This is a genomic window from Pseudomonas sp. Pseusp15 (genome assembly GCF_059492165.1).
In genome coordinates this window covers 509337-529552 of record NZ_CP168523.1, presented here as the reverse complement: position 1 = coordinate 529552, position 20216 = coordinate 509337, and the positions used below count along the sequence as shown (strand labels likewise).

Genomic DNA, 20216 nt, shown 5'->3' with positions numbered 1-20216 from the left:
AAACAATCGATTATTCGCTAAAGGGGATTAGCCGAGCGGTACAGTTATTTAATTTCTAAATACTGCTCCAGACTTTCTGATTTGCCGCCTCCAGGGCTCGCGCGCCTAATCGGCTCCTTGTTCCTGAAGGTCCGATTATGGAAAACGTTCGCGCAACCTCCCGCCCTGCCCCCTGGCTGATGTTCAGCATCATTCTTGTCGCCCTGAATCTGCGTCCGTCCATGGCCGCTGTCGGCCCGTTGCTGTCAGCCATTCGCGGTGATATCCCGCTGAGTTTCAGCCTGGCCTCGCTGTTGACCATGCTGCCAGTCATGGCCATGGGACTGGCAATGTTCTCTGGTATCGGTATCAGTCAGCGCTTGGGCGAGCAGCGCACCGTGGTGCTGTCGCTGCTGATCATCGGCCTGGCCACGGTGTCGCGGTTATTCCTTGATTCGGCGGCGGAACTGATCCTGAGCGCCGTGCTGGCCGGCGTCGGCATTGCGCTGATTCAGGCGCTGATGCCGGCCCTGATCAAGTCCCGTTTCAGCGACAACGTTTCCGTGTGCATGGGTCTCTACGTGACGTCGATCATGGCCGGCGCGGCAATTGCGGCGTCATTCGCGCCGTTGGTGATGACCCGCACCGGCAGTTGGCGAGTGGGGTTGGCGATCTGGGCGGCACTGGCGCTGGCGGCGTTGCTGTTCTGGTGCGTTCAACACACGGGAATGCCGACATTGGGGGAAAAGTCGTCCCGCAAAGAATCCTTTTTCCGCAATTCCCGCGCCTGGTTACTCGCAATCTTCTTCGGCCTGGGCACGGCGTCCTACACCTGTGTCCTGGCCTGGCTGGCACCGTACTACGTGGAAAAAGGCTGGAGCGAACAACAGGCCGGCTTGCTACTGGGCTTTTTGACGGCCATGGAAGTGTTGTCGGGGCTACTGACGCCCGCCATCGCCAACCGCAGCCGTGACCGGCGCCTGGTGCTGGTGGTGTTACTGGCACTGATCATGGCCGGTTTTTGCGGTCTGATTCTGAGCCCGCAACACCTGAGCCTGCTGTGGCCGTGCCTGCTGGGACTGGGCATCGGCGGGCTGTTCCCGATGAGCCTGATCGTGTCGCTGGATCATCTGGACAATCCCCAACGCGCGGGTGGGTTGACCGCCTTCGTGCAAGGCATCGGTTACCTGATCGCCGGCCTCTCGCCGCTGATCGCCGGGATGATTCGCGATCAACTGGGCAGTTTCGAATGGGCCTGGTGGTCACTGATGGGCGTCATGGCACTGATGATTCTGATGGTTCTGCGCTTCGATCCGCGGCATTACGCCAAACACATTCATTAACCCGGAACCCCCACCATGAAACGCACAGGTTTTGCTGCCGCTCACGTCGGCATGTTGCTCTGGGCGCTGTTGATTGCCGTCTCGTTTTCCGCGGCAGCCCAGGTCAGCCAGGCCATCGACCCGATTCTGCTGACCGGGTTGCGCTTGTTGTGTTGCGCCCTGGTGTTTTTACCCCTGCTGCTGTTCAAGGGCGATACCGCCATGACCGCCCGCGGCCTGCTCGGTCATGCCGTGCTCGGCATGCTGCTGGCGCTGTACTTCGGCTCGTTGTTCGAAGCACTGCGTTACACTTCGGCGGTGAACACCGGGACGATGTTCACTCTGGTGCCGTTGCTGACACTGCTGTTCGAAGCCATCCTGACACCCGACAGCCGCCTGAAACAACGCGCGTTGCCCATGCTGGTTGCCGCGGCCGGCGCCATGCTGCTGGTATTGAAAGGCGCAGGCCCCGGCGAACTGCCGTCGCTGTACGCGGTATCGGTGTATGCGGTCGGTTGCCTGGCAATGGCGCTCTACTCGCCCCTGAGTCAACGGCTCAAGGCCAGCAGCCTCAAGGGGCGCGGCCCGGTGGGCATGACCTTCTGGAACATGCTGTTCGGCGCACTGTTTCTATTGGCGTTTTGTGGATTCAGCGGCGGCTGGCGTTCGGCGTCGTTGCTGAGCGCGAGCGATCTCTGGTGGTTGATCTACCTGGCCCTGTTTGCCACCCTGGCGACTTTCTGGCTGCTGCATCGAGCCATTGGCGTGATCGCCCCTTCCTCAGTCATTTCCTACATCTACCTGAGCACCCTGTTCATCACACTGTTCCACTGGTTGTGGTTACGCCAGTCGCCACGCGCCCTGGAAATCATCGGCGCGTTGCTGGTGGGCGTCGGCATGTTGGCGCTGTTAATATCCAGCCGCGATGCGATGCCTGCACAGCAATCAGCGCTAAAGGCCTCTGGCCATGTTTCGGGTGATTGAACTCACAAGTCGTGTTCATAACACTATCTGTCCCACAACTGACCATGAAACATCCTACAAGGCATTCTCTTGGTACTATCGTTCCGCTAAGATCATTCGCACACGTTTGCGCACGGTCAGCGCAAGGAGCACAGCGAGACAGAACGGATGCTGAACAGTAACTTGCTTAGAAAGCTCGATATGCAAGACCTCATGGTGTTTGTTGCCGTGTATGAGCAAAGCAGCGTCACCGGTGTGTCGGAGGCACTTTGCGTCAGCCAGTCCACCGTGAGTTACTGCCTGAAAAAACTGCGCACCAGTTTCGAAGACGAGTTATTCATCAATACCCGCACGGGTATGCGCCCCACCTACAAAGCCAGCACCATGTATGCCCATGTGCTGAAGATTCTCGAAAGCATCAACCTGTGTCACGCCGGGACACCAACGTTCGATCCGACCTTGCAACCAGTCACCTTCAATATCTGTGCGCCGGAGTACTTCGAGCAACTGATCCTGCCGCGCCTGTTGAAGAGCTTCGATTTCGCCGACCTGCCGGTGATGGTCAACATGCACAAGTTCGAAACCGACATCCCGGCCGAAGAACTGCGCGACGGCAGCCTCGACCTGGTGGTCTGTTTCGGCCCGAACTTTCATCGAAGCCACACCGACTTCAACTCCAGACGACTACTGGAGGACGATCTGGTCTGCGTCTTCGACAAACGCGCCACGCCGCTGGAGCCGCGCTTGAGCCTGCAAGCGTTCACTGAACGTCGGCATGTGTTCCCGACGCCCTGGACGTCCACCACCAACATGGTTGACGGCTGGCTGGCTCAACAGGCCCACAAACGCCAGATTGTCGCGCGCTCCAACAGCTACAGCGCGGCACTGAAGATGATCACCGGCACCGACTTCATCCTGACCTTGCCCCGGCGCATCCAGCAATTGCTGGCCAATGAGGCGATCTTCAATCACTGCGAAGCGCCCAATGGTTTACCGGGCTTCACCCTGGACATGCAGTGGAGTCAAAGCGTCGACCAGGACAGCGCCAACACCTGGCTGCGCGAGCAAGTGATCAAGGCCTGCGCCGAGCAGGAAATGGCCTGAAACTCAGAGGCCGATGGCAGTCTTGGTGTAGGACTCTCGATCGATGTCGATGATTTCCACACAGAGTTGAACCTCAACCCCGACCGGCCATTCGCACACATCCTGCACCACGGCCAGCAGGCTTTCGGACAACTGCTTCTTGATCTGCGGCGAGCGACCGCTCAATAACGACAGCTTTACATGCATGAACGCCCGCTCGCCCGGTGCGGTACCCACCCTGAAAGTCTCGACCTTCACCGCACGGGCCTTGATGTCGAACTCTTCAAACTGCCCCGAAGCGACCAGCGCGTTGTTGAGTCGCATCAATGCCACATCGGCATTCAGTTCGGACAGGTTGGCGGTGTATTCCATGTGCAGGTGGGGCATGACGGGGTTCCTGAGGATTGGCAGAAAGGTCGTAGATATAACACCGCCCTGCTCACTCTGTCAGCGGAAGGATCGGACGTTCACTCATGAACGCCTCCAGGCGCGAGCGCAGCCAGCGTTCAGCCGGGTCGCTGTCGACATGGCTGAGCCAGACCATGGACAGGTCCAGGGTCGGCGTCTTGAACGGAAACGGCTCCTTGAACAGTTGGCCTGACGCAGCCATCGCCTCCGCCGTGTAGTCAGGCAGGCTGGCGATCAGATCGGTGCCGGCGAGCAACGCCGGCAATGAGCTGTATTGCGGAACGGACAGCACGACGTGGCGTGTTCGGCCAATCTCCGCCAGCCATTCATCGGCGTAACCACTGACATTGGCGGTGTGGGACACCAGCACGTGCGGCCGCGCGCAATATTCATCGAGGGTCAACGGCGTGTCCGACGCATCTGCACGCAAGATACTGGGCTGGATATGTCGCAACAACTTGCGTTTGGCGTTGGCCGGCAGGCCGCGGGTCTGGCTGATACCAACGGTGATATCGCCAGACGCCAGCAAGTCGGGAATGCGCCAGTAGTCGACATGCTGGACCACGAACACCACCTTCGGCGCTTCCTGGCGCAAAGAACGCAGCAGTGGCGGTAACAGACCGAACTCGACATCGTCCGACAGACCGATGCGAAACGTCATGGTGCTGCTGAGCGGATCGAAATCGTGGGTCAGGCTCAAGGCCACCGACAGCGAATCCAGTGCCGGCGACAGGTGCTGAATAATCTCCTCGGCCCGCGCTGTCGGCTCCATGCGATGGCCGACCCGAATGAACAGCGGATCGTTGAACATCGTCCGCAAGCGGTTCAGCGCCGCACTGATGGTCGGCTGACCGAGGAACAGCTTCTCCGCCACCCGCGTGACGTTGCGTTCGAGCATCAATGTCTCGAACACCACCATCAGGTTGATGTCGGCCTTGCGTAGTTCGTTGCGATTCATCCGTTGCACCCCGGTCCCCAAGACTGGATGACAGTTTAGGGAGGTGTCGCGATCGGCGTCTATGCAGGTTGGCAAACGACCCGATCCATAAAATCCGGGGGCACTCACCACTCAGGAGCGCCCGACTGAAACGAAGCTGCTCTGATTGAGCAGCTTCACCGCCTGGAACCTATATCTCCTTGACCGGTGTCTGCTCTTGAGTCCCTTTGATCAAATCGATGGCATGTACGCAATCAGACTTGTTGACGTAAGCCTCCCCACTGGCAATCGTTTCATGATTCCCCGCTCGCAAACGCCAGCGCCATTGGCCCTTGCCGGTCTGTGAGGTGCCACGGGTTTGCCTGTAAATCTCAAAGTACATTGATCGCTCCTTGCGATGGCTGATTACGACAGATCAGAGACCTGCGAAACCAGAGTAGATGAGGAATTTTTGCGGCAACGTCTTTCAATGTCAGGGGATATTTCGAAGGAAAAACCTTGATTGCCGAAACGATCAATGAATACGGGGGACGGTAATCAGAACGACTTGGTGGAGTTACTTTTCCTGTGGACGGACATATCTTTCTTACGCTGTTGTGCTGATTTTTCCGACACCAAAAACTCGGGGGAAAGCAGGACGAATGCGAAAATAGCCCGACGGAAAAAACTGCGTAAACGAAAAAACCCCGTAGATTTTCATCTACGGGGCTTTCTATGTATGGCGGAGAGATGGAGACTCACCTAAACGACATCCCCCTCCAACAAACGCCGTGCTTTAGCACCACCCAAAAAACAGCAAGATTTATTTTCTCAGCCCGAAAACCGAACGCAATTGAAGTACATCGAAAAAATTGGCGCTGGCCAAGAAATGATCAGAAGCAGAATGACTGACGTCTACCTATTTAGGTCTCGCCACCCATTGCCACTTTTGATCCCGGCTTTACAGGCTAGCAGTAACCGGTTCCCGTCTGACTCCATGGCACCACTACTTAATAGAGTCCCAATCAGTGCAACTGCTGCCGCTATACCCGCCTTCATGATAGTTTTCTTGGTGTTGTGAAAAGCGGTCTCGGATCGCACAGCCGCTGTTGTCCATTCACTTCAATTTGCATGCTTGTGTGAATTTATCCGTTTCTCGTGTAGATCCACCTACGGACACGGTCCCAGACCATTTAGAGTCAAACTCTTCCGACTGGAGCCCAAGTTGGATCACTGACTTCGCCTCACGAAGATCAGCTAAAACCTTGAGGATTTCCTCTTTCTCACGAGTGACGTACTGGGTGTATTGGTTATTGCGTTTCGCGCTCTCTACTGTGAAGCGATGGATCTCACCCTTGTCTACTTTGATGAGAAGTTTCCACTCTGAGCTGGTCCGCCCATCAGCCCATTTTTCTTCTTGCAAGAGTGCGAGGGAGAGGCCATCCGAATCGCAGTCGAATGCAACCGCTTGGCTCGGACTGATGTTGCCGAGAAGCATTGCTTTCTTGTCGCCTGAGAAGATGTCGTCCTGAATGGTTGTATCCCATTGAGCGCTGGCAGTAGATGAAATGGCAATACCGATAAGTACAACCGTTGCCGCTATCCCTGCTTTCATGTCGATATCCTTAGGAAAGATTGGCTGATCTTAGCTGCTCTCTGGGCACCTTGCCATCACATCACTCGTTCACCCTAGGCTCAAAAGCGGATGGCTAATGCACCTTAACGATGTCCACATATCAATTGGGTTTTCTTGTTAGCTGATATCACCTAGGCTTTCCAACTGATCAACAGCTGAAATTACAAGCCAAGGAGAAGATGGCATGACGGTAGATAAAGCCTGCCCGGTAGTGCTACGGAGAAGTGAAACGCTAGAAATTTTGGCTTTTGAGCATCCGCTGGCAGGTCTGCAATTGGTCAAAGGTAGCGTGGAATCCGGAGAGTCAACTGAAGTGGCCTCTGCACGAGAGCTGGTCGAAGAAGCCGGGATTCAAGGCAAGGTGATACGAGATTTGGGTACGTTGCGCTCGCATATAACAGGACACATGTGGGCATTCCATGAGTGTCATGTTGCGCAAGACCTGCCTGATACCTGGGTTCATCATACTGAAGATGATGGAGGACATGAGTTCATTTTTTTTTGGCATCCATTAATGAGTGAGCCCTCAGAAGCGTGGCATCAGATTTACAAAGATGCGTTGGGATTTATAAGACTTAGTCTCGCTAAAGCGCCAATGGAGAATTGACACTCAATTGCCACCTGTACGGCACGCCCATTTATGCAGCAGCAGTTCGGTAATCTCACTAGCCTGCTGCGTCGGCATAATCATTAAGGCGCGTCACCACCTCTACGCTAGCAGCTTAGCTGTTAGCCGTCACCTGACGCGCTCATAGTCAAGAGTCCATCTCGCCCAACTACTTACTATCACGAGGTTTGGTGCCGTATTTTCCAGTGTACGGGTTCACATTCCCTTTCGTACTGTAGTTATTATTCCTAGTGGTATCTGGATTTGTAGCGTGGGAAGGTCCGACATACGTTCCGTTACTTCGCGTATACCCACTGATGGTATGATCAGAACGACTTCCGTAAGAATAACTAGACTTGTACGAAGAATGCCCGCCGTAACTGCTACCACGAGCATAAGCATCCCCTGAAAGCGCTACTGCCGCCACCACAGCCGCCAAAAACAATGCCTTTCTCATACAACCTCCCGTTTCAGATCAATGAGAGCTCAACGATGCTGTCATCAAGTCACTCATTCCTCTTCGTCGTCATCCGATGAGGCCACTCCGCTGCCGTCTTCAACGTACGACTGACAACCTTCGTTGAATGACTGAGAAGGCGTGCTGCATGAGTTCTCGTCATCAATATCATTCTGCTCTGCCCAGTTATACCCAGCCTGATGCCCTGAGCAGTCACCCTGGCATTGATAGCCATCGAATGTGGCTGCGTAAGCCATCGCGCTGCCCAACAACAGCATTACCAGCGCGATGAATGCTCTCATTGGTGAGACTCCATCGGTAATGCTTGCGAGCATGATTCTCTCCAATTGAAAGCGCCACTTCGTGGTTACACAAACTGTAGCTCACTTTCTCTAGCGAGTTGCTGGGATTGGTGGAATGCCCGGAGTATCACGTCGCTCGCGGCGACTTCGCACTGCTTCATTCCGCTGCGTGATGACTGCGACTTGTTTGATGTCATCGCACGACGTATGGATGCGGAGCCCTCCTCCCCAAGCGAGCAGAAGGGCACTTAAACGCGCGATCCATGAAATGTGCGGTGAGCGCTTAGAGAGAGCCGAAAAGTCTTCCGGCTGCTTATGAGACGGGCAAACCACCCGTAATCCACAACTAGCTTATGCGATCTTAAATGCGCCCAATCCTCTGATGCTGACCCGTTTAGGATCATGTTTGGGCCTTCTATTTTATCGGCGATGTAACCGAGCCAACCAACCTTCGCTCTTGCCCTAAAAATGCCCTAAACCAAAAAACCAGAAACGAAAAAGCCCCGTAGATTTTCATCTACGGGGCTTTTCTATGTATGGCGGAGAGATAGGGATTCGAACCCTAGGTACCGGTGAAGGTACAACGGATTTCGAATCCGTCCCATTCGGCCACTCTGGCATCTCTCCAACGGCGCGCATCATAACAGCACAATCGCCGGAAGCGAACCCCCTTTAGCGATTTTTTTCCGTGCTATCAGATGCTTGCGTCGATTAAAGCGGTACGCCTAGACGGTTGGCGACTTCTTCGTAGGCTTCGATGACGTCACCGAGGCCCTGACGGAAGCGGTCCTTGTCCATTTTCTTCTTGGTGGCCTTGTCCCACAGACGGCAGCCGTCCGGGCTGAATTCGTCGCCCAGAACGATGGAGCCGTCGGAGAACACGCCAAATTCGAGTTTGAAGTCGACCAGCAGCAGGCCGGCGTCGTCGAACAGTTTGCTCAGTACTTCGTTGACCTTGAGCGACAGTTCTTTCATGCGAACCAGTTGCTCGGCGGTGCCCCAACCGAATGCCACTACGTGGGATTCGTTGATGAACGGGTCGCCCTTGGCGTCGTCCTTCAGGAACAGTTCGAAGGTGTAAGGGTTGAGCTTCATACCCTCTTCAACACCCAGGCGCTTGACCAGGCTGCCGGCGGCGTAGTTACGCACGACGCACTCGACCGGAATCATGTCGAGTTTTTTCACCAGGCATTCGTTGTCACCCAGCAGTTTGTCGAATTGAGTCGGCACGCCGGCTGCTTCGAGTTTCTGCATGATGAAAGCGTTGAACTTGTTGTTCACCATGCCTTTGCGGTCGAGCTGCTCGATACGCTTGCCGTCGAACGCCGAGGTGTCGTTGCGAAACAGCAGGATCAAGCGGTCAGCGTCGTCGGTCTTGTAAACCGATTTGGCTTTGCCGCGGTAGAGTTCTTCACGTTTTTCCATGATGGGCTCCGCTTGCTAAGTAGGTGGGCTAGGCGATGTGTCGCCAGTCGAGCCCTGAATCTTGATCGGCCAGTTGCAGCCAGTCCGGGTCGCACCCGAGGGTGTCGACAAAACATTGCCGGGCCAGCTGCGGCAGGTTGTTCTTGCTGCTCAGATGGGCCAGGACCAGGTGTTGCAGGCCTTGCCAGCCCAACTCGGCCACCAGGAATGCCGCCTGATGGTTGTTCAAATGTCCCAATTCACCGCCCACCCGCTGCTTGAGAAAGTACGGGTAGTGACCGCGAGCCAGCATGTCACGGCAATGGTTGGCCTCGATCATCAACGCATCGAGGTCCCGATAGCCGTCCAGCACCTTGTTGCAGTACGAGCCCAGGTCGGTCAGCAGGCCGAAACGCCGCTGACCATCGCTGAAAACATACTGCGTCGGCTCCTGTGCATCATGGGCCACGGCAATGACGCCGATGCTCAGAGGGCCGATTTGCAGTTGCTCGCCGCCAGCCAGAAGGCCTGCGGGTTCAATCGGTTTGCGCATCCCGCGCAAGGTCCCGCGACTGAGGTAGACAGGCAGATTGTAACGCCGAGACAGCAAACCCACGCCATGCACGTGATCGGCATGTTCGTGGGTCACAAGTATCGCGCTCAACTGCGCAGGGTTTACCCCAAGGCGCAGCAGGCGTTTTTCGGTTTCCCGCAAGGAGAAACCACAATCCACCAGCACATACGTGTCATCGCTGGCTACCAGCGTGCCGTTCCCTTGGCTACCGCTGCCGAGAACGGCAAAACGCATGCGATCAGCCCAGGTTGTCCTGAATCACGGTCAACACTTTGCGCGCCACGTCTGCTGGCGCCACGGTGTTGATGTTTTTCTCGACGGTAACTTGTACGTTCTCGCCGACCTTGCTCAGGCGAACCTGATAACGCTCGGCACGGGCTTCAACTTCTTCCTTGTTCGGCTTGCTGCCGAACAGGCTGCCGAAGAAACCTGGCTGCTCATCCTTCTTCTCGGCCTTTTCGGCGAGGTTGATGTAGTACAGGCCCAGGCTGCGGTTGATGTCCTCAACACGCCATTCGCCCTGTTCCAGCGCACGACCGACGCTCGACCAGGCACGATCCAGGTCGGTACCGACGTTGAGCACCGGGTTGCCACTGCCATCCTCGGTCAGGCTGACACGGCTTGGCGTATCGAAATCACGCGAGGCCAGCATGGAGACCGAACCGCCCTTCTCCGAAGTACGGCTCATGCTCGCGAGCATGTCGTCGACCAATGCTGCGTCCAGGCCGGTATTGACCGAACGATTGGTGAAGTCGACGTTGGCGGTGCTGCCGGCAGGACGCTCGGCGCTGACCACATAGACTTCACTGGTGTTGCGCTGCACGCCTGGCTCGATACGCACCCGTACGCGGGTTTCGCTGTCGGCGCCGACACCGGCCGCGCTCAGGCGCTTGGCCATGGCTGCGGACAGTTCGTCGGAATGCTGCCAAGTGGTAGTGAACTCACCGGTTTGCGGGCGCTGTTCGTCCAGACGGAAACCGTTGTCCTGGAAGAACTGCACGGCCACTGGCCAGACTTCGGCCGGTGGGTTCTGCGCCATGATCCAACGCGAATCGCCGCTCTTCTGCAACGAGTAGGCGCTGATATCAGCCGCCGCCGACAGCGGCTGCGGACGAGGCACGACATATTCGCCCTTGGCGGTATCGTCGGCCACATTGCGCGGGATCGGCAACAGTGGATCCAGACGCTTGGAGGTGCTGACGTTCGGTGGCAGTTGCATCGGTGCAGTCTGTTGCGCTTCCAGGTAATCGCTACCACGGTCACGGAAGTAACCTTCCGGGCCCCAGATCCATCCGCAGCCACTGGTGCTGGAGATAATCAAGGCAAGTGCGGAAAGTCCGGCCATTCGCTTCATGCGTAGTACTTCCTCAATTAAACCAGGACGCCGGACTGGCGCATGGCCTGCCGCAGCGGTTCGTGACAGGCAGCACTGAGCCAGGTGAGCGGCAGACGGATACCGTCCGGCATCAGGCCCATTTCATGCAGCGCCCATTTCACGGGGATAGGGTTGGATTCGATAAACAGGGTTTTATTGAGTGGCATCAGCTTTTCGTGGATCGCCCGGGCTTTGACGGCATCACCGGCCATCGCAGCGGCGCACAGCTCGCTCATGGCGCGCGGCGCAACGTTGGCGGTCACCGAAATGTTGCCCTTGCCACCGAGCAGCATCAGCTCGACCGCGGTCGCATCGTCGCCGGAATAGACCAGGAAGTCGCTGCTCACGCCGGCCAGGATGTCCTTGGCGCGCTGCAGGTCGCCCGTGGCTTCCTTGATGCCGATGATGTTCTTCACGGTCGACAGGCGGATTACCGTCTCGGCCTGCATGTCGCACGCGGTACGACCCGGCACATTGTAAAGAATCTGCGGGATATCGACCGCTTCGGCGATGGCGCGGAAGTGCAGGTACAGGCCTTCTTGCGTCGGCTTGTTGTAATAAGGGGTTACCAGCAGGCACGCATCGGCGCCAGCGTTCTTCGCGTTGGTCGTCAGTTCGATCGCTTCACGCGTCGAATTGGCGCCCGTACCGGCGATCACCGGAATACGCCCTGCAACCTGGGCAACCACGCGACGAATCACTTCGATGTGCTCGTTCACGTCAAGCGTGGCCGACTCACCCGTAGTGCCGACCGCCACGATGGCGTTGGTGCCCTCTTGCAGGTGGAAGTCCACCAGTTTGCTCAGGCTGTCCCAGTCGAGACGACCCTGTGCATCCATGGGTGTGACCAGTGCCACCATACTGCCCGCAATCATGCAACCGCTCCTGCCGGAAAAAGAGAGCGGTAATGGTACTGGCGCCAAGATGCTTGTACAAGCGAAGTACTGCGCTGCCGCCATTCCCCTTGGCGCTGCTTTTCGCTACCCTTCAGACTTTGATCGGTACTGATAAGCTCGTACGCCGGTTTCCAGCCTCCATTTTCGGCATCACAAGCCCCGATCCAGCGTTGCCACCCCTCGCTCTTGCCATACTGGAGCACGTTGCAACCTTCGGCTGGGGGTTTGTGAATTCGCATCCGCAGGCTCGTCCCGGCAAAAAAGCCCATAAACAGTATCGACCGCTCATCGCTTTAGGAATGCTGCATGTCCACCCCCACAGTTCGCGAACAATTCCTTGTCATCAGTGCCCTCGGCGCCAACCCCATGGAGCTGACTAACGTCCTGTGCCGCGCCAGCCATGAAAACCGCTGCGCCGTGGTCACCTCTCGCCTGACGCGTCATGGCGAATGCAGCGCGCTGATCCTTGAGATCTCCGGCAGCTGGGACGCCCTGGCGCGCCTCGAAGGCAGTCTGCCAGTACTGGCCAAACGACACGCTTTCACTGTCAACGTGGTGCGCAGCGCAGCCCTGGAGAACCGCCCCCAGGCCCTGCCGTACGTCGCCTACGTCAGCTCGGCCTACCGCCCGGACATCATCAACGAGCTGTGCCAGTTCTTCATGGACCACAACGTCGAGCTGGAGAATCTGACCTGCGACACCTATCAGGCTCCGCAGACCGGCGGCACCATGCTCAACGCCACGTTTACCGTGACCTTGCCGGCCGGCACCCAGATCAGCTGGCTGCGCGACCAGTTCCTGGATTTCGCCGACGCCATGAACCTGGACGCACTGATTGAACCGTGGCGCCCACAAAACCCAATGTAAGGAAGCTTTCATGGCCGTAGCCATCGACCAACCGGTTGCCGACTTCGAAGCACCCGCCACCAGCGGGCAGACCGTCAGCCTCGCGGCCCTCAAAGGCAAGCAAGTGGTGATTTACTTCTACCCGAAGGACAGCACGCCGGGCTGCACCACCGAAGGCCAGGGTTTTCGCGACCAGTACGCGGCGTTCAAGGCGGCCAACACCGAGGTGTTCGGCCTATCTCGCGACAGCCTGAAGTCTCACGAAAACTTCAAGTGCAAGCAGGAGTTCCCCTTCGAGCTGATCAGCGACAAGGACGAAGCCATCTGTCAGCTGTTCGACGTGATCAAGCTTAAAAAGCTCTACGGCAAGGAATATATGGGTGTTGATCGCAGCACGTTCCTGATCGACAAGGATGGCGTGCTGCGTCAGGAATGGCGCGGCGTGAAGGTGCCGGGGCATGTGGATGCGGTTTTGGCGGCTGCTCAGGCGCTGAACAAGGCCTGATTTTTTGGGCGTCTATTCGGACGCCTTCGCGGGCAAGCCCGCTCCCATAGGGATGGTATGAACCCTGTGGGAGCGGGCTTGCCCGCAAAGAGGCCCTCAAATCGACGATCAAAGCAGCGGCGACACCTCCGGCTCCTTGCGCGGCCAGGCATCCAGCACGGCTTTGAACAACGTCGCCAGGGGAATCGCAAAGAACACGCCCCAAAAGCCCCACAACCCGCCAAACAGCAGCACCGCGCAGATGATCGCCACCGGGTGCAGGTTGACCGCCTCCGAGAACAGCAGCGGCACCAGCACGTTACCGTCCAGCGTCTGGATGATCCCGTAGACCGCCATCAAATAGATGAACTGATCGCTCCACCCCCATTGGAACAGCGCAATCAGCAGCACCGGCACGGTCACCACCACCGCCCCGACATAGGGCACCACTACCGACACACCCACCAACAACGCCAGCAGCGCCGCATAGTTGAGCCCCAGCGCCACGAAAGCGATGTAGGTCACGCCCCCACAAATGAAGATTTCGATGACCTTGCCACGAATGTAATTGGCAATCTGCCGGTTCATTTCCTGGGCGACTCGAGTGATCAGCGCTCGCTCCCGCGGCAGGTAACCACGCACCCACTGGCCGATCATCTCCCGGTCCTTGAGGAAGAAGAACACCAGGATCGGCACTAGCACCAGGTAGATCATGATGTTCACCAGCAGCGGCAAGCTCGACAACGAGAACGTCAGCGCCCACTGGCCGAATTTGCCGATCTCGCCCCGCGCCACTTCGATTGCCTGTAGCACTTGCTCATCCGACACCAGATGCGGATAACGCTCGGGCAGCAGCAATAGCAGTGATTGCCACTTGGCGAGCATGCCGGGCAATTCGTTGAACAGCGTGATCAACTGATGCCAAAGCAATGGCACCACGACGAGGATGAATACCAGCAGCCCCCCCATGAACAACGCGAAGACCAGCCCCACCGCCGCGGCCCCCGGCAGACGCAGGCGCTCGAGGATCACCACCAACCCCTGCATCAGATACGCCAGCACCATCCCGGCCAGCACTGGCGCAAGCATTCCACCCAGGGTGAGTACGGCGGTAAATGCCAGAAACAGCAGCACCGCCAGCACCACGGCCTCTTCATCCGAGAAATAGCGCTGAATCCAGTCGCGTAACACTTTGAACATCAATAATCCTTAGGAACGAACGCCGCAGGTTTCAGGCTTTTTTCAACCAATAGCGGTAAACGCCCGCCTCATCTTCTTCACGAAGCAGCGTATGACCGGCCAATCGGGCAAAGGTGCGAAAATCGCGCTGAGAGCCCGCATCGGTGGCAATCACCTTGAGCACCGCCCCGCTGGCCAGTCGGTTGAGTTCCATCTTGGCCTTGAGCAACGGCAGCGGACAATTCAGACCGCTGGCGTCCAGCTCGGCGTCGTGGGTTACAGCGTCAGTCATCGAATCACTCCGGGGCAGGGGTTGAGTCGCTTAGAATATCTGGTCCCAAGCGTAGTGTCCGGCTACAGTAACGTCTTTGTCGACTAAGGCTTTGTGCATGACTTTTTTGCGCCCTACCCTGCTGACGCTCGCTTGCCTGCTCGCCTCACCGGGCTTCGCCGACGACTTGCCGTCACTCGGTGACGCCAGTTCTGCCATCGTCTCGCCGCAACAGGAATACCAACTGGGCCGTGCGTGGCTGGCGATGCTGCGCAGCCAGGTGTCGCAACTCAACGATCCGCAACTCAAGGATTACGTCGAATCCAGCGTCTACCGGCTTGTGGAGACCAGCCAGGTCAATGACCGGCGCCTGGAGTTCATCCTGATCAACAGCCCACAGCTCAACGCTTTCGCCGCACCGGGTGGGATCGTCGGCGTCAACGGGGGCTTGTTCCTCAACGCCCAGACCGAAGGCGAATATGCCTCGGTCCTGGCCCACGAACTGGCCCACTTGTCGCAGCGTCACTTCGCCCGTGGTGTCGAAGCCTCGCAACGCATGCAAGTTCCTATGATGGCTGCATTGCTGGCCGGGATCGTGATTGCCGCTGCCGGCGCAGGCGATGCCGGGATCGCAACCATTGCCGGCACCCAGGCGGCGGCGATGCAGGAACAACGACGGTTCTCGCGCCAGAACGAACAGGAAGCCGACCGTATCGGCATCATGAATCTGGAGAAGGCCGGTTACGATCCGCGCTCGATGCCGACCATGTTCGAACGGCTGATGCGCCAGTACCGCTACGATGCCAAGCCGCCGGAATTCCTGCTGACTCACCCGGTGACCGAATCGCGTATCGCCGACACCCGCAACCGTGCCGAACAGGCCAAACCGGGCGGTATCGAAGACAGCATGCGTTATCAGCTGATTCGTGCACGCGTGCAGCTGATCTATGAAGAAACCCCAGGCTTGGGTGCCAAGCGCTTCCGCGCCCAACTCGATGAAAACCCGAAAAACGACGTCGCGCGCTATGGCCTGGCAATCGCCCAGATCAAGGGCGGCCAGCTGAATGAAGCTCGCGAGAACCTCAAGCAGCTGCTGACCAAGTCGCCGAACGAGATCATCTACAACCTGGCGCAGGTCGATCTGGACATCACCAATAATCGTCTGCCCGATGCTCAGTCACGGGTTGACCGGATGCTGACTCAGTATCCGGGCAACTACCCACTGAATCAGGTGCGTGTCGATCTGCTGCTCAAGCAGAATCGAGCAGCCGATGCGGAAAAAGCGCTGGAGAACCTGCTCAAGACCCGCCCCGAAGATCCGGACGTCTGGTACCTGGTGGCCGAGACTCGCGGCCTGTCGGGCAACATCATCGGCCTGCATCAAGCTCGTGCAGAGTACTTCGCACTGATCGGCGATTATCGCCAGGCGATCCAGCAACTGGACTTCGCCAAACGCAAGGCGGGCAGCAACTTCCCGCTGTCATCGCGGATCGACGCACGGCAACGCGAGCTGATGGAGCAGGAACGCATGGTCAAGGACATGATGGGCTGACCGCTTCGAGGTCAAAATTCAGGTACAAAAAAACCGCCTCTTTCGAGGCGGTTTTTTATTAAGCCGACAACCGGTTTATTCAGCCAGTTTGAAGGTGATGAAGCTGGCGCGACCCTGGCGCAGAACCCGCATCGACACCGAGCGGTTCTTCGGCAACGCCTTGGCGATCTCGGTGAACTCCTTGGTGGAGCCGATCGCCTGGTTGTTCAGGTGAGTGATCACATCACCAGGCTGCAAGCCGATCAGGGCAGCAGGACCGTCCTGCACGTCCTTGATTACCACACCACCTTTAAGGTCGTAGGCTTTCTTCTGCTCATCGGTCAATTCGGCCACGGAAACACCCAGGCGATTGCTGCTGCGCTCCGCGCCAGATTTAGGCTGGGCGTCCAGCTCTTTGCCTTCTTCAGGGATAGCGCCGACGGTCAGCTCGACATTCTTGCGTTTGCCTTCGCGGATCACCTCAAGATTGGCTTTCGAGCCGGCCTTCAGCGCACCCACCAAGTGCGGCAGATCGGCGGACATGACGATCGGTTGACCGTTCATGCTCAGGATCACGTCGCCCACTTGCAGGCCACCCTTGGCAGCCGGACCGTCATCCTGGATCTGAGCCACCAGCGCACCGGCCGGTTTCTCAAGACCGAACGACTCGGCCAGATCTTTGCTCACTTCCTGGATCACCACACCCAACCAGCCACGGCTGACTTTACCGCCGCTTTTCAGCTGATTGGAAACGTCCATCGCCACATCGATAGGGATCGCGAACGACACGCCCATGAAGCCGCCGGAACGGGTGTAGATCTGCGAGTTGATGCCGACCACTTCACCGGCCAGGTTGAACAGCGGACCACCGGAGTTACCCGGGTTGATCGGCACGTCGGTCTGGATGAACGGAACATAGTTTTCGTTCGGCAGGCTGCGACCAATGGCACTGACGATGCCTTGGGTCACTGTGTGATCAAAGCCGAACGGCGAGCCGATGGCCACGACCCACTGACCGGCCTTCAGGTCCTGCGATTTGCCGAGCTTCAGAACCGGCAGGTTCTTGCCTTCGATTTTCAGCAAGGCGACGTCGGAACGCGGATCGGTACCGATCAGCTTGGCTTTCAACTCACTGCGATCGGCGAGGCGCACGAGAATCTCGTCGGCATCGGCGATCACATGGTTGTTTGTCAGGATGTAGCCGTCAGGCGAAATGATGAAACCCGATCCCAGGGACTGCGCTTCGCGCTGGCGATCGCCACGAGGTGAGCGTGGCTGCTGCGGCATACCACGTTCAAAGAACTCGCGCAGCATCGGCGGCAAGCCTTCAAGATCAGGCATTTGCTCGCTGGACACTTTGCGTTCTGGCAACTTCTGGGTAGTACTGATATTCACCACCGCGGGCGAGGCCTGCTCGACCAGTTGCGTGAAGTCAGGCAAGTCGGCCGCTTGCGCAGTGACCGCCTGACCGAGCACCAACACGGTGGCAAAAATGGAGAGATAAGACTTCAAGCGTGGTATCGACATACGGCTCCCGTTACGACGAGCATGGTTAAGCGATATGGAGCAAGGAACACCGGAAACGATACGCCGGTATTTTTGTTCCGGGAACAACAAACAAGGCCAGAGCCGAGGGGCTCTGACCTATAAAAAATTTTCGGGATATTTGCAAATGAAAATGCTCGGCAAAACATTTCGAGGCCTCAACGACGGGGTAGCCATTGCCAACCTCCCGCACCCTACAGCCCCGATTGATGAGCATGACTGATCAGCTCACTGCTTGTTGGTAGCCGCGGCATCGTTGCGCATGGACAGCGCAATCCGTTCGGCGGTACCAATCGGTATTTCACCGACCACGGTCACCATTATTTCGCCTTGCGGAGTGGTCAAGCGACGGGACACAGCGACTGTTGGCCCCAGCTGGGTACGGGTGTCGGTGACTGTTGCCCCATTCAATGGCTCAAGGAACACCGAGAATCGGGCCAGACCGTCGTCGAACATCAGACTGTTGACCTGGACTTTGGTATCCGGATCCTTGTGAGAGTTACTGCTGGTCAGTTCGAAACCTGGCGGCAACCAGTCAGAATGCCAGACCTGCGCAGTCTTGACGGCGGACGCCTTGTCACTGTCCAGGTTAATGGGCTTGCACTCGGAACCTGCCTGCAAATCGCTGTCGGAAGGCACCTCGGCAGTATCCAGCCGGGTGAACTGGAACCGTTCCAGCAGTTGCCCTTTGTCATTGAGCAACAATGACTTCAACGGCAAGCCTGTTTCCTTGTCCAGATGCAGTTCAAAACCATAGCGGTGCTGATCGCGAGGTGTCAACGAGACGATCACCGCCGAACGCCCGGCCACGCGCGACTTGCCGATGACGGCAAGGTCATACCAATTCTTTAGCTTTTGTGGATCGAGTGCACGAGCAGCGGAGTTGGGTGAGTCCCCCAGCCCTGCCATCAGGGTGCCGCTGACGCATTGAGTATGCCCATCAATGCGCACGACTTCCTGGGCCGAACCGTCGAGCTGAAGTAAACGCTCTTGGACTTTGCCATCCTGGACGCGATGCCAGATGTTATGGGTAGAAAAACTACCGTTACGCTCGTAGACGAAAGTACCGTGAAAGCTCTGCGTTTGCTCCGCCTGTCCCAGACGCTTCAGCCAGTCCTGGGCTTCATCGGCATGGGCTGGAACAATAAACCAGCCACTGAGCAGAAGCGTAAGTAGAGGTATGGCGCGCATGATCCTCCTTAACGGTTTTCCAGGCTTGCTGCACGAGCGTAAGGCAGAGCGCTCTCAGTACCTTTCAGTGCAGCCTGTTGAGCATGTTGGCGCAAGTAACCTGGCAGACGCTGATCGTGCCAGCCTGGCTGACCTTGCAATACACCGTTGGCCATAGGGCCAGTGGCGTCCGAACTCTCATTGTAGCCTGCCAATACAGCGGGACCCTTGACCTGAGGAGTGGTCAGACTTGGCTGATTAGAATGCTGAGCCAGTTCGACACCTGCGATCTCGTCCTGGTTGTACAGACGTACACCTGCCAGCACGGCAATGGTCACCGAAGCAGCGACTGCCAGACGACCCAGGCTGCGCCATGGACCACGAGAGGTTTTTGCCGGTACGGCTTCGTCAGCCAGCGCAGCAGAAACTGCCGCAGCGATGTCCAGACGAGGGAGCAGCAGGTCCTTGTGCATGACTGCCCGAGCGATCTGGTAACGAGCCCAGGTTTCGCGGGTTTCAACATCGTCGAAGGCATTCAACACCCGACGCAATTCCAGTTCGTCCGCTTCGTTATCCATCACTGCGGACAGCGATTCCTGCAGGGCTTCACGACTCATGGCGTTCCTCTCTTGGCTGTCGCCGCTGTCTCAGTTTTCCTGCAACAACGGCTGCAGGGCTTTATCGATGGCCTCCCGGGCGCGGAAGATCCGGGAGCGCACGGTACCCACCGGACACTGCATGACGCTGGCAATGTCCTCGTAACTCAGACCATCGAATTCACGTAAAGTTAAAGCCGTACGCAAATCTTCTGGCAGTTGCTGAATGGTTCGATGGACGGTGCCTTCGATCTCATCCCGCAGCAATGCACGTTCTGGCGACTCGAGATCCTTGAGGCCATGATCGCCATCGTAGAACTCTGCATCCTCGGAACTGACATCGCTATCCGGCGGCCGACGGCCGCGTGAAACCAGATAGTTTTTCGCCGTGTTGATGGCGATACGGTAAAGCCACGTATAAAACGCGCTATCTCCGCGAAAATTACCAAGTGCACGGTATGCCTTGATAAAGGCTTCCTGTGCGACATCCTGGGCTTCATGGGTGTCGTGCACGAAACGCACGATCAACCCGAGAATTTTGTGCTGGTATTTCAGCACTAGCAGATCGAAAGCTCGCTTGTCGCCGCGTTGAACGCGCTCGACCAGCTGCTGATCCTCTTCCTGGGTTAGCATGAACACTCCTCGATAAGCTCGAAGGAGGCTTGCATTACT

22 protein-coding genes and 1 tRNA gene are annotated in these 20216 nt (G+C 57.4%); 7 read left to right on the top strand and 16 right to left on the bottom strand.

Features of this window, described 5'->3' with window-relative positions:
- Positions 1-137 precede the first annotated feature (137 nt).
- From ACEN8R_RS02585 to ACEN8R_RS02575, 3 genes are all read left to right on the top strand, one after another.
- Complete coding sequence (locus tag ACEN8R_RS02585; RefSeq protein WP_495624561.1) at positions 138-1322, top strand: cyanate transporter; 1185 nt, start codon at positions 138-140, stop codon at positions 1320-1322.
- Positions 1323-1337: 15 nt separating this feature from the next.
- Positions 1338-2285, top strand: a complete 948-nt coding sequence (locus tag ACEN8R_RS02580) for a DMT family transporter (protein ID WP_495624560.1) — start codon at positions 1338-1340, stop codon at positions 2283-2285.
- Positions 2286-2432: 147 nt separating this feature from the next.
- Positions 2433-3368 (top strand): LysR family transcriptional regulator, encoded by a 936-nt coding sequence (locus tag ACEN8R_RS02575; protein WP_019020897.1) that lies wholly within the window; start codon positions 2433-2435, stop codon positions 3366-3368.
- Between the two features lie 3 nt (positions 3369-3371).
- On the opposite strand, the gene ACEN8R_RS02570 is transcribed toward ACEN8R_RS02575, so the two are convergent.
- The 4 genes from ACEN8R_RS02570 to ACEN8R_RS02555 all read right to left on the bottom strand — a co-directional run bounded on the left by ACEN8R_RS02570 (position 3372) and on the right by ACEN8R_RS02555 (position 6286).
- Positions 3372-3734, bottom strand: coding sequence for a 5-carboxymethyl-2-hydroxymuconate Delta-isomerase (locus tag ACEN8R_RS02570; RefSeq protein WP_258612575.1), 363 nt, complete (start codon positions 3732-3734; stop codon positions 3372-3374).
- A 52-nt stretch (positions 3735-3786) separates the two neighbouring features.
- Positions 3787-4713: a LysR substrate-binding domain-containing protein gene (locus ACEN8R_RS02565; protein WP_018926773.1), complete on the bottom strand. Its 927-nt coding sequence runs from the start codon at positions 4711-4713 to the stop codon at positions 3787-3789.
- Positions 4714-4882: 169 nt separating this feature from the next.
- On the bottom strand, positions 4883-5074 hold the full coding sequence (locus tag ACEN8R_RS02560; RefSeq protein WP_018926774.1) for a YegP family protein: 192 nt from the start codon (positions 5072-5074) through the stop codon (positions 4883-4885).
- Between the two features lie 714 nt (positions 5075-5788).
- The gene (locus ACEN8R_RS02555) at positions 5789-6286 is read right to left on the bottom strand and encodes a hypothetical protein (protein WP_064619715.1); all 498 of its coding nucleotides are present in this window, start codon (positions 6284-6286) and stop codon (positions 5789-5791) included.
- A gap of 205 nt (positions 6287-6491) precedes the next feature.
- Here ACEN8R_RS02555 and ACEN8R_RS02550 point away from each other — a divergent pair, with 205 nt between their 5' ends.
- Positions 6492-6914 carry an NUDIX hydrolase gene (locus ACEN8R_RS02550; RefSeq protein ID WP_064619717.1) on the top strand — a complete coding sequence of 141 codons (423 nt, stop codon included), beginning with the start codon at positions 6492-6494 and terminating at the stop codon, positions 6912-6914.
- A gap of 510 nt (positions 6915-7424) precedes the next feature.
- Here ACEN8R_RS02550 and ACEN8R_RS02545 read toward each other — a convergent pair.
- From ACEN8R_RS02545 to dapA, 6 genes are all read right to left on the bottom strand, one after another.
- A complete protein-coding gene (locus ACEN8R_RS02545; RefSeq protein ID WP_237229566.1) occupies positions 7425-7706 on the bottom strand; it encodes a hypothetical protein in 282 nt (93 codons plus the stop codon).
- Between the two features lie 504 nt (positions 7707-8210).
- Positions 8211-8300 (bottom strand) — tRNA-Ser (locus ACEN8R_RS02540).
- A gap of 84 nt (positions 8301-8384) precedes the next feature.
- Positions 8385-9098, bottom strand: coding sequence for a phosphoribosylaminoimidazolesuccinocarboxamide synthase (gene purC, locus ACEN8R_RS02535; RefSeq protein WP_018926775.1), 714 nt, complete (start codon positions 9096-9098; stop codon positions 8385-8387).
- Positions 9099-9126: 28 nt separating this feature from the next.
- Positions 9127-9885, bottom strand: coding sequence for an MBL fold metallo-hydrolase (locus ACEN8R_RS02530; RefSeq protein WP_007941451.1), 759 nt, complete (start codon positions 9883-9885; stop codon positions 9127-9129).
- Between the two features lie 4 nt (positions 9886-9889).
- Entirely contained in the window at positions 9890-11005 is a 1116-nt protein-coding gene (gene bamC / locus ACEN8R_RS02525) for an NlpB/DapX family lipoprotein (protein ID WP_018926776.1), read from the bottom strand.
- 17 nt (positions 11006-11022) lie between these two features.
- Positions 11023-11901 carry a 4-hydroxy-tetrahydrodipicolinate synthase gene (dapA, locus tag ACEN8R_RS02520; RefSeq protein WP_007941448.1) on the bottom strand — a complete coding sequence of 293 codons (879 nt, stop codon included), beginning with the start codon at positions 11899-11901 and terminating at the stop codon, positions 11023-11025.
- A 327-nt stretch (positions 11902-12228) separates the two neighbouring features.
- On the opposite strand from dapA, the gene ACEN8R_RS02515 reads away from it, so the two are divergent.
- Both ACEN8R_RS02515 and ACEN8R_RS02510 read left to right on the top strand, forming a co-directional pair.
- Positions 12229-12789 carry a glycine cleavage system transcriptional repressor gene (locus ACEN8R_RS02515; protein WP_007898662.1) on the top strand — a complete coding sequence of 187 codons (561 nt, stop codon included), beginning with the start codon at positions 12229-12231 and terminating at the stop codon, positions 12787-12789.
- 10 nt (positions 12790-12799) lie between these two features.
- Positions 12800-13273, top strand: coding sequence for a peroxiredoxin (locus ACEN8R_RS02510; RefSeq protein WP_018926778.1), 474 nt, complete (start codon positions 12800-12802; stop codon positions 13271-13273).
- Positions 13274-13381: 108 nt separating this feature from the next.
- On the opposite strand, the gene ACEN8R_RS02505 is transcribed toward ACEN8R_RS02510, so the two are convergent.
- A complete protein-coding gene (locus ACEN8R_RS02505; protein ID WP_018926779.1) occupies positions 13382-14452 on the bottom strand; it encodes an AI-2E family transporter in 1071 nt (356 codons plus the stop codon).
- A gap of 31 nt (positions 14453-14483) precedes the next feature.
- Positions 14484-14723, bottom strand: coding sequence for a sulfurtransferase TusA family protein (locus ACEN8R_RS02500; protein ID WP_007941445.1), 240 nt, complete (start codon positions 14721-14723; stop codon positions 14484-14486).
- Positions 14724-14820: 97 nt separating this feature from the next.
- On the opposite strand from ACEN8R_RS02500, the gene ACEN8R_RS02495 reads away from it, so the two are divergent.
- The gene (locus tag ACEN8R_RS02495) at positions 14821-16254 is read left to right on the top strand and encodes a M48 family metalloprotease (RefSeq protein WP_018926780.1); all 1434 of its coding nucleotides are present in this window, start codon (positions 14821-14823) and stop codon (positions 16252-16254) included.
- Between the two features lie 75 nt (positions 16255-16329).
- Here ACEN8R_RS02495 and ACEN8R_RS02490 read toward each other — a convergent pair whose 3' ends face one another.
- The 4 genes from ACEN8R_RS02490 to rpoE form a co-directional block, all read right to left on the bottom strand.
- On the bottom strand, positions 16330-17760 hold the full coding sequence (locus ACEN8R_RS02490) for a DegQ family serine endoprotease (protein WP_019647985.1): 1431 nt from the start codon (positions 17758-17760) through the stop codon (positions 16330-16332).
- Between the two features lie 246 nt (positions 17761-18006).
- Positions 18007-18969, bottom strand: a complete 963-nt coding sequence (locus tag ACEN8R_RS02485) for a MucB/RseB C-terminal domain-containing protein (RefSeq protein ID WP_064619726.1) — start codon at positions 18967-18969, stop codon at positions 18007-18009.
- A gap of 8 nt (positions 18970-18977) precedes the next feature.
- Positions 18978-19565, bottom strand: a complete 588-nt coding sequence (locus ACEN8R_RS02480) for a sigma-E factor negative regulatory protein (protein WP_086944833.1) — start codon at positions 19563-19565, stop codon at positions 18978-18980.
- A gap of 30 nt (positions 19566-19595) precedes the next feature.
- Positions 19596-20177, bottom strand: coding sequence for an RNA polymerase sigma factor RpoE/AlgU (gene rpoE / locus ACEN8R_RS02475; RefSeq protein ID WP_003172477.1), 582 nt, complete (start codon positions 20175-20177; stop codon positions 19596-19598).
- Positions 20178-20216: the final 39 nt, after the last annotated feature.

What these genes read in the sequence shown, in the direction of transcription:
- ACEN8R_RS02585 (WP_495624561.1), top strand. Translation starts at nt 138, where the DNA reads ATGGAAAACGTTCGCGCAACCTCCCGCCCTGCCCCCTGGCTGATGTTC.
- ACEN8R_RS02580 (WP_495624560.1), top strand. Translation starts at nt 1,338, where the DNA reads ATGAAACGCACAGGTTTTGCTGCCGCTCACGTCGGCATGTTGCTCTGG.
- ACEN8R_RS02575 (WP_019020897.1), top strand. Translation starts at nt 2,433, where the DNA reads ATGCTGAACAGTAACTTGCTTAGAAAGCTCGATATGCAAGACCTCATG.
- ACEN8R_RS02570 (WP_258612575.1), bottom strand. Translation starts at nt 3,734, where the DNA reads ATGCCCCACCTGCACATGGAATACACCGCCAACCTGTCCGAACTGAAT.
- ACEN8R_RS02565 (WP_018926773.1), bottom strand. Translation starts at nt 4,713, where the DNA reads ATGAATCGCAACGAACTACGCAAGGCCGACATCAACCTGATGGTGGTG.
- ACEN8R_RS02560 (WP_018926774.1), bottom strand. Translation starts at nt 5,074, where the DNA reads ATGTACTTTGAGATTTACAGGCAAACCCGTGGCACCTCACAGACCGGC.
- ACEN8R_RS02555 (WP_064619715.1), bottom strand. Translation starts at nt 6,286, where the DNA reads ATGAAAGCAGGGATAGCGGCAACGGTTGTACTTATCGGTATTGCCATT.
- ACEN8R_RS02550 (WP_064619717.1), top strand. Translation starts at nt 6,492, where the DNA reads ATGACGGTAGATAAAGCCTGCCCGGTAGTGCTACGGAGAAGTGAAACG.
- ACEN8R_RS02545 (WP_237229566.1), bottom strand. Translation starts at nt 7,706, where the DNA reads ATGCTCGCAAGCATTACCGATGGAGTCTCACCAATGAGAGCATTCATC.
- purC (WP_018926775.1), bottom strand. Translation starts at nt 9,098, where the DNA reads ATGGAAAAACGTGAAGAACTCTACCGCGGCAAAGCCAAATCGGTTTAC.
- ACEN8R_RS02530 (WP_007941451.1), bottom strand. Translation starts at nt 9,885, where the DNA reads ATGCGTTTTGCCGTTCTCGGCAGCGGTAGCCAAGGGAACGGCACGCTG.
- bamC (WP_018926776.1), bottom strand. Translation starts at nt 11,005, where the DNA reads ATGAAGCGAATGGCCGGACTTTCCGCACTTGCCTTGATTATCTCCAGC.
- dapA (WP_007941448.1), bottom strand. Translation starts at nt 11,901, where the DNA reads ATGATTGCGGGCAGTATGGTGGCACTGGTCACACCCATGGATGCACAG.
- ACEN8R_RS02515 (WP_007898662.1), top strand. Translation starts at nt 12,229, where the DNA reads ATGTCCACCCCCACAGTTCGCGAACAATTCCTTGTCATCAGTGCCCTC.
- ACEN8R_RS02510 (WP_018926778.1), top strand. Translation starts at nt 12,800, where the DNA reads ATGGCCGTAGCCATCGACCAACCGGTTGCCGACTTCGAAGCACCCGCC.
- ACEN8R_RS02505 (WP_018926779.1), bottom strand. Translation starts at nt 14,452, where the DNA reads ATGTTCAAAGTGTTACGCGACTGGATTCAGCGCTATTTCTCGGATGAA.
- ACEN8R_RS02500 (WP_007941445.1), bottom strand. Translation starts at nt 14,723, where the DNA reads ATGACTGACGCTGTAACCCACGACGCCGAGCTGGACGCCAGCGGTCTG.
- ACEN8R_RS02495 (WP_018926780.1), top strand. Translation starts at nt 14,821, where the DNA reads ATGACTTTTTTGCGCCCTACCCTGCTGACGCTCGCTTGCCTGCTCGCC.
- ACEN8R_RS02490 (WP_019647985.1), bottom strand. Translation starts at nt 17,760, where the DNA reads ATGTCGATACCACGCTTGAAGTCTTATCTCTCCATTTTTGCCACCGTG.
- ACEN8R_RS02485 (WP_064619726.1), bottom strand. Translation starts at nt 18,969, where the DNA reads ATGCGCGCCATACCTCTACTTACGCTTCTGCTCAGTGGCTGGTTTATT.
- ACEN8R_RS02480 (WP_086944833.1), bottom strand. Translation starts at nt 19,565, where the DNA reads ATGAGTCGTGAAGCCCTGCAGGAATCGCTGTCCGCAGTGATGGATAAC.
- rpoE (WP_003172477.1), bottom strand. Translation starts at nt 20,177, where the DNA reads ATGCTAACCCAGGAAGAGGATCAGCAGCTGGTCGAGCGCGTTCAACGC.